Here is a 15,822-nt window from a genome sequence, read left to right as displayed (position 1 = left end):
GCCGCTGAATCACGCCCCGGTGATTGCCCGGTGGCGCGCGCCCTCGACGATCGACAGGCCGGTCAGCAGGCCGACCAGGGTCACGTAGAAACTGGCTGTCATCTGGTGCGCGAACATCGACTGGGTCAAGCCGCACAGTGCGTAGGTGATCACCAGCATGATGCCGGCTGCGGCCGGCCCCCGGAAGGTCGACCGTCCGCTGCGGCGATGCAGGCGCACGAACAACCAGAGCGGGATGCCATACACCGCCAGCAACAGCAGCAGGCCCGGTACGCCCTGGGTCGCTGCCCATTCGGCAACATCGTTGTGCGCATGCCCCAGGTGGCAACGCAACTCTTCCGGGTTCTCACGGCAGACCGGCACGCGCAGCATCGCGCTGTCGAAATGACCGATGCCAACACCCACCAGCGGGTGGTCGAGGAAGGTCTCCCAGGCCACCTGCAGGCGTTCCACGCGGGCACCGGCGGAAGAATCACTGTCGCCCAACTCCATCCGCTGCACGTCACTGTGCAGCTCGCTCAGGCGGACCTGGTGGCGCAGTTCCGGTACCGACAGCAGCAGGGTCGCACCGATCGCCAGCATGCCTGCCAGCACCGACAGGCGCGCCGCGCCGGTGCGCCAGCGCAGGCTCAACGTCAGCACCACCAGCAGCGCCAGCAAGGCGGCGAACACACCGCGGCTGCCGGTCAGCACGATGGTGCCGCAGCCGGCCGCCATGCCGAGGATCACCAGCGACCAGCGCCGCGACGGGCGACAGAACACCAGCAGCACCATCAAAACCATCACGATGTCGGCCAGCACGATGGCGTTGGTGAACAACTGTGCGCGCGGGGCGCCACCCAGCACCTGCCACAGTGACATCGCGAAGGCGGCGAGCAGGCCGGTCAATGATCCGTACCAGAGCCACCGCACGTCGGGACGCAGCGCGCAGACCCACAGCGCGATCCACGGGATCACCACGAACCGCGACCGGTTGTCGACGTCACGCAGGCCCTGCTCGAACAACACTACCGACATTAGGCCGAGCGCCAGCACCGCCAGCATCAGCCAGGCCAGCAATTTCACCGGCTGGCCGGCCATCCCGCGCGCGCGCCACAGCAGCTCCGGCGCCAGCAGCGTGCTCAGCAGTAGCAGCAGGCCATACGGCAACAGGTTGATGGGCAAGGTCAGCACCAGTGCCGGCAGGCAGAACAGGCCCAGTTGGGCCAGCCCATGCGCCACCCGCTGACGTCCGCCGGCGGGAACGCCCAGCGGATCGCCGGCCATGAGGTTCAGGTTGTCCGGTGAAGCTGGCACGTCGGGAAGTATCGCTGCAATCGGCTGGAAAGAACGGGAAGGGGCGGTGCAGGCCATCCCGGCCTGCTGTTTTACTGCCTTTGGCCCCGCTTGGACAGACTGGACAAGCAGGAAGGGGGAGACTAGTCATGTTCCTGCAGACGCCGTTCACGTTCCCGCTCCGCTGCGGTGACCACGCAGGGCACCTTCACCGCCGCCGCCGGCACCAGCCACCAGCGCCGCCGGTTGGCTACGCCGGCCAGTTCAGAGCGGCTGCGGTCGACGCACGACAGCATTGCGTACTCGTGGACCAGCAACCAACGGCGTTCGGGCGCAAGCCGCTGCCAGCGCGTGGCCGCAATCAGCTGCTCGTCCCAGTCCGACTCGAAACCGAAGGTCGCTGCGGGGCGGTCGGCCAGCAGCAGATGCTGCTCCTTCCAGGCCACCAGCCCAAGCTCGGCATCCGGGCCCAGCCGTGTACCAACCGTGCGCATCAGGCCGCGGGCGGAACTGGAATCGTTCAGCAGCGGGTAGCCGACCAGGCTGTACAGCACCCAGACCATCGCCAGGGTCGACACCAGCGCCAGATGCCGGCGACGACCGCAGGCCAGCAGGCTCAATGCGCCCCACACGCCCATCGCCAGGATCGTCCAGGCCAGCGCGTCGACGGCGCCGGGCGCCAGTCCGCGGCTGTGGGTCAGGCGCAGCTCGAAGGCCGGGTCGCCCAGCACCGCCATCGCGCCAGCCAGGACCAGGCCCAGTGACAGCAGGCCGGTGAACACTCCCACCACGGCCTGCACATCGCGCCGCTTCAGCAGCCCCGGCAGCAACGGCGCCAGCGCCAGGCAGAACATCGGCAGCGCCGGCAGGATGTAGACATCGCGCTTGCCGTCGGGGATCGAGAAGAACAGCACCACCATCAACCACCAGGACAGCGGCAGCAGATAGCGCGGATCGCGCCGGCGCAGCCGCCGCAACCAAGCCGGAAGCGCCCACGGCAGCAGCAGGAACGCGGGAATCCACATCGACGGCATGATCGCCAGGAAGTACCACCAGGGCTGGTGGTGGTCCCACGAGTGCGTATAGCGACGCGCCGTCTGCTGGAACAGGATGTCGTCCATGTACGCGCGGTATTCGTCCGAACCGGTGGCAAAACCGGCCAGCAGCATCGGCGCCAGCCACAACGACACCGCCAGCAGGAAGGCCAGCGGCGCCAGCCAGAAGCGGGCATCGCGCGCGTGCAGTGCCACCCGTGGCCATTGCAGTACCGCAGCGGTCACCGCCGGCACGATCATCAGCAGCGCCAGCATGCCCACGCCCTTGGTGATCACGCCGATGCCAGCGAAGAACCAGCCCAGCCACCACCAGCGCCAGCCTGGTCCCAGCAACAGGTGGCGCAGCAGGCCGTAGTTGGCCAGGGTGATGAACAGCAGCAGCAGTGGATCGATCTGCGCCTTCTTCGCCTGGAAGGTGAACTGCAGCGCGAACAGCAGCGCCCAGCCGGCGTAAAGCCCCACCCGCCGTGTCCACAGCCGCCGCCCGAGGTCGACCACGCACCACAGCGTACCCAGTGCCGCCAGCAGCGACGGCAGCAGGAAGGCCACGCGCCACTGCCCGACCAGGCCGTACAGCGTAGCCTGCCACCACATCAGCATCGGCGGCTTGTCCGAATACAACTCGGTACCGCGGTGCGGGAACAGCCAGTGGCCGCTGTCGACCATCTGCTTGGCCACCAGCGCAAAGCGCGGCTCGTCCGATGGCCACGGATCACGAAGGCCCAGCCCGGCCCCCAGCAGCAGCAGGGCCATCGCCACGAACAACCACGTCTCGCGCGACGCGCGGGAATTCAGCATGGGACTCGGAACGTCAGCGGGGGTCAGGCTGTTTTTAGCAGACGCGCGTAAAAGAATCCGTCAGCATCGCTGTCACCCGGCAGTCGCTGGCGCGCGATTCCCTCGCAGTCCAGGCCGAATCGGTCATCCAGCGGCTCTGCCACCGCGTCCGGGTGCCATTTCAGGAACGCCCGCACCTGGTCGATGTTCTCCGCACGCAGGATCGAGCAGGTGGCATACAGCAGCACGCCGCCCGGACGCAGCATCGACCAGCAGGCCTCCAGCAGGCGGGCCTGCACACCGACCAGCGCATCGATATCCTCGGCACGTCGGTGGAACATCACATCCGGCTGCCGCCGGATCACGCCGGTGGCCGAGCACGGGGCATCGAGCAGGATCGCGTCGAACGGCACGCCATCCCACCAGGCACCCGGATCACTGGCATCGGCAGCCAGGGTCTGCGCATGCTCGCCCACGCCAGTGCGAACGTAGGTGTCACGTGCACGGGCCAGGCGGCGCGCGTCGATATCCAGCGCCAGCAGGCGCAGGCCGGGGTCGCGCTCCAGCAGGTGCGCCGACTTGCCACCGGGGGCCGCACAGGCGTCCAGCACGCGGGCACCGGCCGCCGGGGCCAGCGCGTCGGCCGCACACTGCGCCGACAGGTCCTGCACCGAGATGGCGCCTTCGGCGAAGCCGGGCAGCTGATTCACGGCAACCGGCGAGGCCAGGCGCAACGCGTCGGCGCTGAGCGGACTGGCTTGCGCGGTAATGCCAGCTTCGGCCAGCGTCGCCAGTGCCTTGTCGCGGCCGCCCTGCTGGCGGTTGGCGCGCAACCACAACGGCGCCGGCTGCAGGCTGGCGGCAAAGATCGCCTCGGCCTGGGCCGGCCAGTCGCGCTCGACGGCATCGGCCAGCCACGCCGGGAAGGCATCGCGCGCAGGCTGTTCCGGGAAACCTTCGCGCTGCGCGCGGCGCAGGATCGCATTGACCAGGCCCGCCTGGCGCTCACGACCCAGGGCACGCGCGGCATCGACCGTGGCCGACAACGCCGCGTGCGCCGGCAACGCCAGCACGTCCAGTTGGGCGAACCCGACCATCAGCAGCGTGCGCAGGTCGGCATCACGCGCCGACAGCGGCTTCTGCATCCACGACTGCAGCGCCGCGTCATAGGTACTGCGGCGGCGCAGGACGGCGAAGCACAGCGCTTCCAGCAGCGCGCGGTCGCGGCTGTCGGCCAGCTTCGGCAGCGCCCAGGCCAGTTCGGCCTTCAGCGACCGGCCACGGGTGAACACCTGTGCCAGCACGCGTGCGGCCAGCATGCGCGTGGCCGCTCCCGGCGCCGCCTTGGCGACGGAGAAATCGTTCTGCTTCGACACCGCTTATGCTCCCACGCGCAGATCGCGGCGGGCGTTGAGGTAGTCGGCCGCAGTAATCGCCTTGCCACCTTCCCGCTGCAGTACACGCAGGCGCAGTGCGCCCTGGCCACAGGCGATGTCGATGCCATCACGGCCGGCGGCCAGCACCGTGCCCGGCGCCTGGCCGTGGTCTGCCTCCAGTGCCACCGCGCCATGGATGCGCACGCGTTCGCCGGCCAGCGTTGCCTCGGCGATCGGCCACGGATTGAACGCGCGCACGGTACGCGCCAGCGCGCCGGCGTCCTGCGCCCAGTCCAGCCTGGCTTCGGCCTTGTCCAGCTTGTGCGCATACGTCACGCCCTGTTCCGGCTGCGGCCGCGCGATCGGCTTGATGCCCGCGCGCAGCAGGCCCAGGCCATCGGACAACACCTGGGCACCAAGCTCGGCCAGCTTGTCATGCAGCTGGCCGCCGGTATCGGTGGCCGCGATCGGCAGCTCCTGGTGCAGCAGCACCGGGCCGGTGTCCAGGCCGGCCTCCATCTGCATGAGGCAGACGCCGGTCTTCGCATCGCCGGCCTGGATCGCACGCTGGATCGGCGCGGCACCGCGCCAGCGCGGCAGCAGCGAGGCATGCACGTTCCAGCAGCCATGGGTCGGAATGGCCAGCACCGCCTTGGGCAGGATCAGGCCATAGGCCACTACCACCATCAGGTCCGGCTGCAGGTCGCGCAGCTGCCGCTGGGCAGCTTCATCCTTCAGAGATTCGGGCTGGTAGACCGGAATGCCACGGGCCACGGCTTCGAGCTTGACCGGCGACGGCGCCAGGCCACGGCCACGGCCGGCCGGGCGGTCAGGCTGGGTATAGACGGCCACGACCTCGTGGTGGCGCGCCGCAGCGCGCAGCGACGACACCGCGAATTCCGGCGTACCGGCAAAGACAATCCTCATGGCTACCCCACTTGCAGGATGGATTCGTGCAGGAAAGAAAACGGCGCCGTCGGCCGGCGCCGTACAGCCCGCGCGCGTCGCGCAGGCACGGGCCACCCGAAGGGTGGCCCGGATTGGCGATCACGCCACGTGCTTGCGCTGCTTGGCCAGCTTCTTGCGCACCATCTCGCGCTTGAGCGGCGACAGATAATCGATGAACAGCTTGCCGTCCAGGTGGTCCATCTCGTGCTGGATGCAGGTGGCCAGCACTTCGCCAGCCTCCAGCTGCTGTTCCTTGCCGTTGCGGTCCAGGTATTTCACGGTGATCGTATCGGCACGGGTGACGTCAGCGAAGATGCCCGGAACCGACAGGCAGCCTTCCTGGTACACCCGGCCCCCGTCCTTGGCGACGATCTCCGGGTTGATGAACACATGCGGTTCATTCTTTTCTTCGCTGACGTCGATGACCATGAAGCGCTTGTGCACGTCCACCTGGGTGGCGGCCAGGCCGATGCCCGGGGCGTCGTACATGGTCTGGAACATGTTGTCGATCAGTTCCTGGAAGGCCGGCGTGGTGACTTCGGCGGCTTCGATCAACGCAGCCTTGGTACGCAGGCGCGGATCGGGGAACTCGAGAATGGGGAGAAGGGCCATGGCTGTTTCCGGATAGGGGGCCGGCACGCCGGCATACGTCGCAGATTCTAGCTCCAACGCTTGCCTTGCGCCCCGGTTTCTGGACTATAGTGCGCGAACCTGTTGGGGAATCAGGGCTTCACACCTATGTTGCTTCGTTTTCGTACGGTCGTCGCCGCGGCGATGCTGACCGTGGCTGCCTATGCTACCGCCGTGGAAGTGAATGGCGGGCACCCGGACACCTATGTGGTCCGAAAAGGGGATACGTTGTGGGATATCGCCGCACGTTTCCTGCAGAAGCCGTGGCTGTGGCCGGAGATCTGGCAGGCCAATCCGCAGATCGCCAATCCGCACCTGATCTATCCCGGTGACGTGCTAAGCCTGGCCTACCTGGACCGGGTGACCGTCGCTGCCAAGCCCGGCCCGCGCCAGGAAGCCCCGATCGATGCCATTCCGCTGGCCCAGGTCGAGCCGTTCCTGAAGCAGCTGAGCGTGGTCGACAGCATCGACCAGCTGCCCTACGTGGCCGGCCTGGAAGAAGAGCGCCTGCGCGTCACCAGCGGCAGCGCGGTGTACGTGCGCCTGGCCGACGCCCAGCTGGGCCAGCGCTGGGCCGTGGTCCGCCCGACCGTGCGCTATGCCCAGCCCAAGCCGACCGAGGACCTGACCGCCAACGGCGACGTCACCCCGGGCAGCGGCAACCTGTGGCGGGCCTACAACGCCCCCAACCACCGCCGCGGCGTGCTTGGCTATGAGCTGGCCCAGGTCGCCACCGGCACCATCACCCATGTCGCCGGCGGCAAGGTCGAGGCGTCCACCCTGGTGCTGGACAAGAACGAGGGCGGCCGCGAGGTACGTGCGGGCGACCGCCTGGTCCCCGTCGAGGCCAGGCCCTACGACCTGCAGTTCATCCCCCATGTCCCGGCCGCCGGTGTCGAGGGCGTCGACGTGCGCGTGCTGGCCGTTGCCGACATGTTCACCGCTGGTGGGCCGCGCGACGTGATCGCGATCTCCGCAGGCCGCGCGCAGGGCGTGGACAACGGCACCGTGTTCTCGCTGTGGCGCCCGGGCCGCCACGTGGCGCACCGCATGAAGTACCCGAACTCCTCGCGCATGGATGATTCGCTCAGCACCGGCGCCGGCCGCGTCTCGCTGCCGGACGAATACGCCGCACACGCCATGGTGTTCCGTACCTTCGACAACGTCAGCTACGCACTGGTGATGCAGGGCGTGAAGCCGGTGCGCGTGGGATACAACGCACTGCACCCGGATGCGCGGTAGAGTCGACTGTTAGTCGACTGCTCTTCACCGCCCCCCGAAAGCGCCCGCGCTGCGCGCGGTAGTCGACTGACAGTCGACTCTACAGGGGCGGTCTCCGGCAAAGTCTGACAGCCACATGCGAAGGCGCCCTAGGGCGCCTTTGTTGCATGCGCTCGATAGTGGGGGGATGACCAACCAAGCTGACGAGGCGCTGCTGCGCCTGTTGATGGCAGGCGGCGCGCTGGCACCACGGCGGGCCCTGCTGCAGGCCGCAGGCAGGGCGGAAACCGCGATCGCGCAGGGTGCCGCGAACTGGCGCGCGCACGGTTGCACGCCAGAGCAGTGCGCCGCACTGGACCGCCCCGACGCCCGGGCCTTGGCCGTGGCACGGCGCTGGCTGGAAGACGACAACCAGCACCTGCTGGCCTTCACCGATCCGACCTTCCCCCCGCCCCTGCTGGATGTCCCCAATCCCCCCCTTGCGCTGTTCATCGCCGGCGACCCCAGCCGGGCCTGGCGCCCATCGGTTGCGCTGGTCGGCAGCCGCTCGCCAACGCCGGGCGGACGCGCGCTGGCAGCCCGGTTTGCCGGCTGCTTCGTCGACGCCGGGCTGGCGGTGACCAGCGGCCTGGCGGCGGGCATCGATGCCGCCGCCCACCAGGCCACGCTGGACGCGGGGGGCTGCACCGTGGCGGTGATCGGCACCGGACCGGACCGCGCCTATCCGGACAGCCACGCCCGGCTGCAGGCGCGCATCGCCGCCGAAGGCGTGGTGCTCAGCGAGTACCTGCCCGGCACGCCCGCACGCCCCGGCCACTTTCCTGCCCGCAACCGGCTGGTAGCCGGGCTGGCCCTGGCCACGGTGGTGGTCGAGGCCGCCCAACGCTCGGGTGCCCTGATCACCGCACGCCTGGCCGCCGAGGCCGGCCGCGAGGTCTGCGCCCTGCCCGGCTCGGTGCTCAATCCGCGCGCTGCGGGCTGCCACAGGCTGATCCGCGAGGGTGCCGCACTGGTCGAGCGCCCGGAGGAGGTCCTCGAACTGCTGGCCCCCGCCCTCCGCCAGCAGCTGCCGGGCTTGCAATCACGGCTGGCCACCCCCACTGAACAGGCACCGCCCGCACGCCTGCCGGCGCACTGGGCCGACGACCCTGACTACCAGTGCTTGTGGCGGGCGCTGGAGCACAACCCAAGCAGTATGGATTCACTGATCACACGCTGTGGATTGACGGCGCCCCAGGTGTCCTCCATGCTGCTGGCCATGGAACTGGCGGGAATCGTGGTGTGCGTACACGGCCGCTACTGTCGAACTCCCTAGTTTCTTCACCTCCACAGCGTCGCGCGACGCAGGCCGAGGGGCAATGAAAGAGAGCATCCTGGATGTACTGCTGTACCTGTTTGAACACTATTTCAGCGAAGATGCGGACCTGATCCGTGACCGCGATTCGCTCCAGAACGGCCTGATCCAGGCCGGTTTCAGCCCAACCGAGATCAACAAGGCGTTCGACTGGCTCGATGCCCTGGCCGCGCAGCGGCCGAGCGTGGCCCAGGCTCGGGTCGATGGCCCCGTGCGCGTGTACCACGGCCCCGAGCTGGACAAGCTGGACGTGGAATGCCGCGGGTTCCTGCTGTACCTGGAACAGCACGGCATCCTCGATGCCGACCAGCGCGAGCTGGTGCTGGACCGGGCAATGGCCCTGGACCAGGACGAACTGGACCTGGACGACCTGAAGTGGGTCGTGCTGATGGTGCTGTTCAACCAGCCCGGCTCCGAGGCGGCGTATGCCTGGATGGAGACGCAGATGTTCATGGACGAGCCAGAACCCCTGCACTGACCGTACACTTGGGGGCATAGCGCATTCAGGAGCGTCCCCGTGAGCGAGTGGTTCCATGCAGAAGGCAACCGGCAGCAAGGCCCGCTGCCGGCGGAACAGTTGGTCGAGTTGTTCCGCAACAACCAGATCTCCCTGGACACCCTGGTCTGGCGCGACGGCCTGCCGCAATGGCAGCCGTTGCGCACCGTGGTCGACGAGCTCGGCCTGATCGTGCCGGCGCTGGACGCCGCTGCACCGCCCGTGGAACCCGAACCGGAGCCGGCAGCACCGCCTCCGCCGCAGCCACCGGTGCTGCCACCGTCCACGCCCTACGCCACCAGCGCAGCGGCCAGCGCCCTGCCGACGCCGAAGAAGAAGCTGTCCGGCTGCGCCCTGACCGCCATCATCGGCGGCGGCCTGCTGCTGGTGCTGGTACCGATCGTGGCCATCCTGGCCGCCATCGCGCTGCCCGCCTACAACGACTACACCCTTCGCGCCAAGGTCGCCGGCGCAGTGACCGCACTGCAGCCGCTGAAGGACCAGGTGCAGCATTTCGCCGATGACGAAGGCCGCTGCCCGGGTGGCAACGACGCCGGCTTCCCGGCCCCGGGTGATTTCGCCCATGCAGGGCTGTCAGCGGTGAACATCGGTCGCTTCAACAACGGCCACTGCGGCATCGAAGCCACCCTGGCGCTGCCCGGCAAGAGCCTCGATGGCGATCTGCTGTGGCTGGAATACGATCGCGACAGCGGCCGCTGGGAATGCAGCGGCGAGAGCAACGACAAGTACCTGCCGCCGTCGTGCCGCGGCTGAACCGCGCGCACGCCAGCACCTCCAAGGATGATTCAACAGGGAACATGCAATGACTGAGTGGTACTACGCCGAAGGACAGCAACGCCAGGGCCCGCTGCCGGTCCAGGAGATCCGCCAGCGCTTCCAGCGCGGCCAGCTCAACCTGGACACCCTGGTCTGGCGGGAGGGCATGGCCCAGTGGGCTGCGCTGCGGCAGATGGTCGACGAGCTCGGCCTGCAGACGCTGGCCGATGCCAGCGCTGCCAGCAGCAGCGGCGGGTTCGACCTGCGCAGCGACTACGCCGCCATCGACAGCGGCACCGCACCGCTGCCCGGCACCGGCGCGCTCAGCAGCTCGCCTTACAGCGCTCCAGCGGCCACCAGCAGCGGTGGCCACGCGCAGCCGGTGGTTGGCGGTGAAGTGGTCTACGCAGGCTTCTGGAAGCGTGTGGCGGCCTACATGATCGATTACTTCGTGCTGGTCGTCCCCGGCAGCATCATCGGTGCCATTCTTGGTGCGATACTCGGCGCCAGCATGGGCGCGGTGGGCAGCGGCGAATCGGCCATCGAGATCGTTGCCCAGCTGGCCAGTGCCCTGATCAACCTCGGCATCGGCATGGCCTACTACACCTGGTTCCATGCCTCGCAGGGCGGCGCCACGCTGGGCAAGATGGCAGTCGGTATCAAGGTGGTGCGCGGCAACGGCGAACGCCTGACCAAGGCCCGCGCATTTGGTCGCTACTGGGCCATGCTGCTGAGCAGCTTCACGCTCGGCATCGGTTTCCTGATGGCCGCCTTCACCGAACGCAAGCAGGGCCTGCACGACATGGTCTGCGACACCCTCGTGGTCGACCGCTGGGCCTACACCGACCAGCCGCAGCTGCAGCGCCGGGAGCTGGGCACGGTAACCGTACTGGTGCTCGTGCTGACCGGCCTGCTGTCTCTGGTCGGCCTGGCCCTGCTGGTGTTCGCGGTAGGCTTCATCGCCAAGATGGCCTCGTGAACGGCCATCCTCACGCCTGGCTGCTTGACACGGGCCGGCCGGGCGTGATTCCTCTAATAAGGTGAAACCTGAACGCCCGGCACATTACCGGGCGTTCAGTTTATGGATTTGCCCGTGGCCGCTTCACTAATGCGGCCGTTTGCTCCACCCTAGCGGCCCCTTCTCCCGGTCCGCCCACAGACCTCTCCCGACATGCCCAAGCACCTGCTCATCGTCGAATCGCCAGCCAAGGCCAAGACGATCAACAAATACCTCGGCAAGGACTACACCGTCCTGGCCTCGTATGGGCATGTGCGTGACCTGATCCCGAAGGAAGGCGCGGTCGACCCGGACAACGGGTTCGCCATGCACTACGACGTGATCGACAAGAACGAAAAGCATGTCGATGCGATCGCCAAGGCCGCCAAGGGTGCCGACGACATCCTGCTGGCAACCGACCCGGATCGCGAAGGTGAAGCGATCAGCTGGCACATCGCCGAGATCCTGAAGGAACGCGGGCTGGTCAAGGACAAGCCGATGCAGCGCGTGGTGTTCACCGAGATCACCCCGCGCGCCATCAAGGAAGCGATCAGCCAGCCGCGCGCGATCGCCAGCGACCTGGTCGATGCCCAGCAGGCGCGCCGCGCGCTGGACTACCTGGTCGGCTTCAACCTGTCGCCGGTGCTGTGGCGCAAGGTCCAGCGCGGCCTGTCCGCAGGCCGCGTGCAGAGCCCGGCGCTGCGCATGATCGTCGAGCGCGAGGAAGAGATCGAAGCCTTCGTCGCCCGCGAATACTGGTCGATCGCGGCCGAATGCGCGCACCCGTCGCAGCACTTCAACGCCAAGCTGGTCAAGCTGGACGGGCAGAAGTTCGAGCAGTTCACCATCACCGACGGTGACACCGCCGAAGCCGCCCGCCTGCGTATCCAGCAGGCCGCGCAGGGCTCGTTGCATGTCACCGACGTGGCCAGCAAGGAGCGCAAGCGCCGTCCCGCGCCACCGTTCACCACCTCGACCCTGCAGCAGGAAGCCTCGCGCAAGCTCGGCTTCACCACCCGCAAGACCATGCAGGTTGCGCAGAAGCTGTATGAGGGCGTGGCCATCGGCGACGAAGGCACCGTCGGCCTGATTTCGTACATGCGTACCGACTCGGTGAACCTGTCGCAGGACGCGCTGGCGGAAATCCGCGACGTGATCGCCCGCGACTACGGCATCGCCTCGCTGCCGGACCAGCCCAACACCTACCAGACCAAGTCGAAGAACGCCCAGGAAGCGCACGAAGCGGTGCGCCCGACCTCGGCCCTGCGCACCCCGGCCCAGGTCGCACGCTTCCTCACCGACGACGAGCGCCGCCTGTACGAACTGATCTGGAAGCGCGCCGTCGCCTGCCAGATGATCCCGGCCACGCTCAATACCGTCAGCGTCGACCTGTCGGCCGGCAGCGAGCACGTGTTCCGTGCCAGCGGCACCACGGTGGTGGTGCCCGGCTTCCTGGCCGTGTACGAGGAAGGCAAGGACAGCAAGAGCGCCGAGGACGAGGACGAAGGCCGCAAGCTGCCGGCGATGAAGCCGGGCGACCGCGTGCCGCTGGAACGCATCCAGGCCGAACAGCATTTCACCCAGCCGCCGCCGCGCTACACCGAAGCGGCGCTGGTGAAGGCGCTGGAAGAGTACGGCATCGGTCGTCCCTCGACCTACGCCTCGATCATCCAGACCCTGCTGTTCCGCAAGTACGTGGAAATGGAAGGCCGCAGCTTCCGCCCGTCCGACGTCGGCCGCGCGGTGTCCAAGTTCCTGTCCAGCCACTTCACCCAGTACGTGGACTACGACTTCACGGCCAAGCTCGAAGACGAGCTTGATGCCGTTTCGCGTGGCGAAGAAGAGTGGATTCCGCTGATGGCTCGCTTCTGGGAGCCGTTCAAGGAACTGGTGGAAGACAAGAAGGAATCGGTCGACCGCGCCGAGGCCAGTGGCGCGCGCGAGCTTGGCACCGATCCGAAGACAGGCAAGCCTGTCAGCGTGCGTCTGGGCCGCTTCGGGCCGTATGCCGCCATCGGCAGCACCGCCGAGGACGCCGAGGAGAAGCCGAAGTTCGCCTCGCTGCGCCCTGGCCAGTCGATGCACACCATCTCCCTGGAAGACGCGCTGGAGCTGTTCCTGATGCCGCGCGCGCTGGGTGAGGACAAGGGCGAGCCGGTCAGCGTCGGGATTGGCCGCTTCGGGCCGTTCGCCAAGCGTGGCAGCACCTACGCCTCGCTGAAGAAGGAAGACGACCCGTACACCATCGACCTGGCCCGTGCCGTGTTCCTGATCGAAGAGAAGGAAGAGATCGCGCGCAACCGGATCATCAAGGAATTCGAGGGCAGCGACATCCAGGTGCTGAACGGCCGCTTCGGCCCGTATATCAGCGACGGCAAGATGAACGGCAAGATCCCCAAGGACCGCGAGCCGGCATCGCTGACCCTGGCCGAAGTGCAGCAGCTGATGGAAGAAACCGGCAAGCCGGTGCGCAAGGGCTTCGGCGCCAAGAAGGCGGCAGCGAAAAAGGCACCGGCCAAGAAGGCGGCAGTGAAGAAGGAAGCGGCGCCGAAGAAGGCTGCTGCCAAGAAGGCGCCGGCAAAGAAGGCGGTGAAGAAGGCCGCCGCAAAGAAGGCCCCGGCGAAGAAAGCCGTCAAGAAGGCCGCTGCGAAGAAGTAGATCCACGCCATGCGTGGATGAGGGGCAAGGTGTGCGGACCAACGGTCCGCACCTACCGTCCGCGCCGACCACCCCTTCTGCACGCAGCAGGGGGATAATGGAGGCCCACGCCGGGCCGGTCGCCGCCATGAAAGAACTCACCCTGGACTCTGCTGTCGCCACGCTCCGCGCCGGCGGCGTGATCGCCTACCCGACCGAAGCGGTCTGGGGCCTGGGCTGTGATCCCTCGCAGGAAGCGGCAGTGCACATGGTGCTGCGGCTGAAGCAGCGACCGATCGAGAAAGGCATGATCCTGGTCGCGGCCGAGCTGGCGCAGCTGGAAGGCTGGGTGCGCCTGCAGGCGCTGCCCGACGCCCGCCAGCGCGCGGTACTGGCCAGCTGGCCCGGCGCCAACACCTGGATCCTGCCCGCTGGCCCGCGCGCGCAGCCCTGGGTCACCGGCGAACACAGCGGCATTGCGGTGCGCATCAGCGCGCACCCGCTGGTGGCCGAACTCTGCCGCGCCTGGGGCGGCCCGCTGGTCTCCACCAGCGCCAATCTGGCCGGCGAACCACCGGCGCGCAGCCGCGAAGAGCTGGATCCGCGCCTGCTGCGCCTGCTCGACGGCATCCTTGACGGACAGACCGGTGGCCTGGCCCAACCCACCCCCATACGCGACGCGCTCAGCGGCAACGTGCTGCGCTCCTGAGCCACCGATTGCACTGCCGCGGACAATCACGCACGCTGCCGCCATGAGCCTGCTGCGCGCCACCTTCAGCCTGTGCCTGCTGCTGCCGTGGACGGCGTCCGCAGCCGAAGACGTGCGGGTGTACCGCTGCGTTTCCAGCAACGGGGCCGTGGCCCTGCAGGACACGCCCTGCAACAGCGGCCGCCAGCAGGTTCGCGACCTGCAGCGCCCGCGCGATCCCGCTCCACGGGTGGTGCGCAGTGATGCCCCGCCTGCGCCGCCCGGCGAAACCCCGGTCATCCGCGAGCGCGAAGTCCGCCACGTCTACATCCAGCCGCCGCAGCCGATGTACGAATGCGTGAGCGATGATGGCCGACGCTATACCAGCGACAACAACGAAGGCAATTCGCGCTGGGTGCCGTTGTGGACCAGTGTCTGGCTGCCACACGCCCATCACGGCCCGGCCTACCCCGGACCGCGCCCGGCCACCGGCACGCCGATCGGCGAAGGCGCGGGTTATCGTCCCCCCTCGATCGGCATGGGCGTGCAGGTTCCGGCCGGCAGCGTGCTGGTCCGCGACAGCTGCCATGCGTTGCCGCCGCAGGAAGTCTGTGCGCGACTGCGTGATCGCCGCTGGGAACTGGATCGCCGGTACAACAGTGCGCTGCAGAGTGAACGCACCGCCATCAGCAACGAACAGCGCGGCATCGATGCGCGCCTGTCGCGCGATTGCGAACGCTGACCGCAGCAAGCCGCCGCAGCCTGTACGCTGTACGCATGAACCGAGTGATCTGGCTGCTCCTGGTGCTGCTGCCTGGAAGCGCATTGGCCGAAGAGGGCGTGATCTACCGCTGTACCTCCAGCAGCAGTGACATCCCTACCCTGCAGCGCACGCCGTGTCCCACTGGCAGCAAGCAGCAGGTGCTGCGCATACCCGGCAAGGGCAACGCGCAGCCGGCCGCCGCTGCCCCTGTGGTCGCTGAACCTGCCCCCACCCCGGTGGAAACACCCGCGCCGCTGCCGGCCAACCCGGGTGTTGCGCCTGCGGCCCCAGCGAAGGCACGACGCGCGGACGAAGGACGCACGATCATGGAAGCAGGCATGGTCGAACACGAAGGAGACGACCAGATCCTTGACAGCGCGACGCTGCGTCGCGATGCCGAGGCCCGTGCTGCTGGAAGTGACGGTTCACCGAAGCCGCCGCTTCCTCCTATCTTCCAGTGCACCGACAGCCAGGGCGGCGGCTACCTGTACGAGTACGAGGCTGCGCCAGGTCGCTGCGAGCTGATGACAGTACAGGGCCTTGGCGGAGTGACGCCGGTGAATGCCGCCAGCTGTGAAGTGGTGCGCGATCAGTGCGAAGCGCTTCCCGAAGCGCAGCGCTGCGGTGCCTGGCAGCAGCGCTTCCGCGATGCCCGCGGCCGGGAGCGCTTCGCCGCGCCCGAGAACCGCGACAGCGCGCGCAAGGACCGCGAGCGGTTGCAGGGTGTGCTGGAGGCCAGCAACTGCCCGGTGCCGGGGTGACCGCCATCCGGTAGTGCCGGCCGCTGGCCGGCAACTGCAATCAACTGAATATCCTGTGGTTGCCGGC

Annotated in this window: 14 protein-coding genes; 9 read left to right on the top strand and 5 right to left on the bottom strand. The window is 68.1% G+C overall.

Going from position 1 to position 15,822, the window contains the following annotated elements; genetic code table 11:
* Nucleotides 1–9: 9 nt before the first annotated feature.
* The 5 genes from VG543_RS11860 to def form a co-directional block, all read right to left on the bottom strand.
* The gene (locus VG543_RS11860; protein ID WP_058978737.1) at nt 10–1,266 is read right to left on the bottom strand and encodes an O-antigen ligase family protein; all 1,257 of its coding nucleotides are present in this window, start codon (nt 1,264–1,266) and stop codon (nt 10–12) included.
* A gap of 152 nt (nt 1,267–1,418) precedes the next feature.
* Nucleotides 1,419–3,128 (bottom strand): glycosyltransferase family 39 protein, encoded by a 1,710-nt coding sequence (locus VG543_RS11855; RefSeq protein ID WP_197575092.1) that lies wholly within the window; start codon nt 3,126–3,128, stop codon nt 1,419–1,421.
* Nucleotides 3,129–3,151: 23 nt separating this feature from the next.
* Complete coding sequence (gene rsmB / locus VG543_RS11850; RefSeq protein ID WP_021203239.1) at nt 3,152–4,483, bottom strand: 16S rRNA (cytosine(967)-C(5))-methyltransferase RsmB; 1,332 nt, start codon at nt 4,481–4,483, stop codon at nt 3,152–3,154.
* 3 nt (nt 4,484–4,486) lie between these two features.
* The gene (fmt, locus tag VG543_RS11845; RefSeq protein WP_021203238.1) at nt 4,487–5,410 is read right to left on the bottom strand and encodes a methionyl-tRNA formyltransferase; all 924 of its coding nucleotides are present in this window, start codon (nt 5,408–5,410) and stop codon (nt 4,487–4,489) included.
* 120 nt (nt 5,411–5,530) lie between these two features.
* Entirely contained in the window at nt 5,531–6,043 is a 513-nt protein-coding gene (gene def, locus VG543_RS11840) for a peptide deformylase (protein ID WP_423178638.1), read from the bottom strand.
* 126 nt (nt 6,044–6,169) lie between these two features.
* On the opposite strand from def, the gene VG543_RS11835 reads away from it, so the two are divergent.
* The 9 genes from VG543_RS11835 (at nt 6,170) to VG543_RS11795 (ending at nt 15,755) form a co-directional block, all read left to right on the top strand.
* Complete coding sequence (locus tag VG543_RS11835) at nt 6,170–7,303, top strand: LysM peptidoglycan-binding domain-containing protein (protein ID WP_019660781.1); 1,134 nt, start codon at nt 6,170–6,172, stop codon at nt 7,301–7,303.
* A 166-nt stretch (nt 7,304–7,469) separates the two neighbouring features.
* Nucleotides 7,470–8,597 carry a DNA-processing protein DprA gene (dprA, locus tag VG543_RS11830; protein ID WP_260808428.1) on the top strand — a complete coding sequence of 376 codons (1,128 nt, stop codon included), beginning with the start codon at nt 7,470–7,472 and terminating at the stop codon, nt 8,595–8,597.
* A gap of 43 nt (nt 8,598–8,640) precedes the next feature.
* Nucleotides 8,641–9,114 carry a DUF494 family protein gene (locus VG543_RS11825; protein WP_005411195.1) on the top strand — a complete coding sequence of 158 codons (474 nt, stop codon included), beginning with the start codon at nt 8,641–8,643 and terminating at the stop codon, nt 9,112–9,114.
* A 39-nt stretch (nt 9,115–9,153) separates the two neighbouring features.
* Complete coding sequence (locus tag VG543_RS11820) at nt 9,154–9,906, top strand: pilin (RefSeq protein ID WP_021203235.1); 753 nt, start codon at nt 9,154–9,156, stop codon at nt 9,904–9,906.
* Between the two features lie 49 nt (nt 9,907–9,955).
* Nucleotides 9,956–10,888 carry an RDD family protein gene (locus VG543_RS11815; protein WP_021203234.1) on the top strand — a complete coding sequence of 311 codons (933 nt, stop codon included), beginning with the start codon at nt 9,956–9,958 and terminating at the stop codon, nt 10,886–10,888.
* A gap of 192 nt (nt 10,889–11,080) precedes the next feature.
* A complete protein-coding gene (locus VG543_RS11810; RefSeq protein ID WP_021203233.1) occupies nt 11,081–13,564 on the top strand; it encodes a DNA topoisomerase I in 2,484 nt (827 codons plus the stop codon).
* A 97-nt stretch (nt 13,565–13,661) separates the two neighbouring features.
* Entirely contained in the window at nt 13,662–14,252 is a 591-nt protein-coding gene (locus tag VG543_RS11805) for a Sua5/YciO/YrdC/YwlC family protein (protein WP_019660786.1), read from the top strand.
* A gap of 43 nt (nt 14,253–14,295) precedes the next feature.
* Nucleotides 14,296–14,973, top strand: coding sequence for a DUF4124 domain-containing protein (locus tag VG543_RS11800; protein WP_423178639.1), 678 nt, complete (start codon nt 14,296–14,298; stop codon nt 14,971–14,973).
* A 35-nt stretch (nt 14,974–15,008) separates the two neighbouring features.
* Nucleotides 15,009–15,755 (top strand): hypothetical protein, encoded by a 747-nt coding sequence (locus tag VG543_RS11795; RefSeq protein ID WP_058978746.1) that lies wholly within the window; start codon nt 15,009–15,011, stop codon nt 15,753–15,755.
* Nucleotides 15,756–15,822: the final 67 nt, after the last annotated feature.

This window comes from Stenotrophomonas sp. CASM101 (genome assembly GCF_049384845.1).
Classification (GTDB): domain Bacteria; phylum Pseudomonadota; class Gammaproteobacteria; order Xanthomonadales; family Xanthomonadaceae; genus Stenotrophomonas; species Stenotrophomonas hibiscicola.
This window is presented reverse-complemented; position numbering and strand designations above follow the sequence as displayed.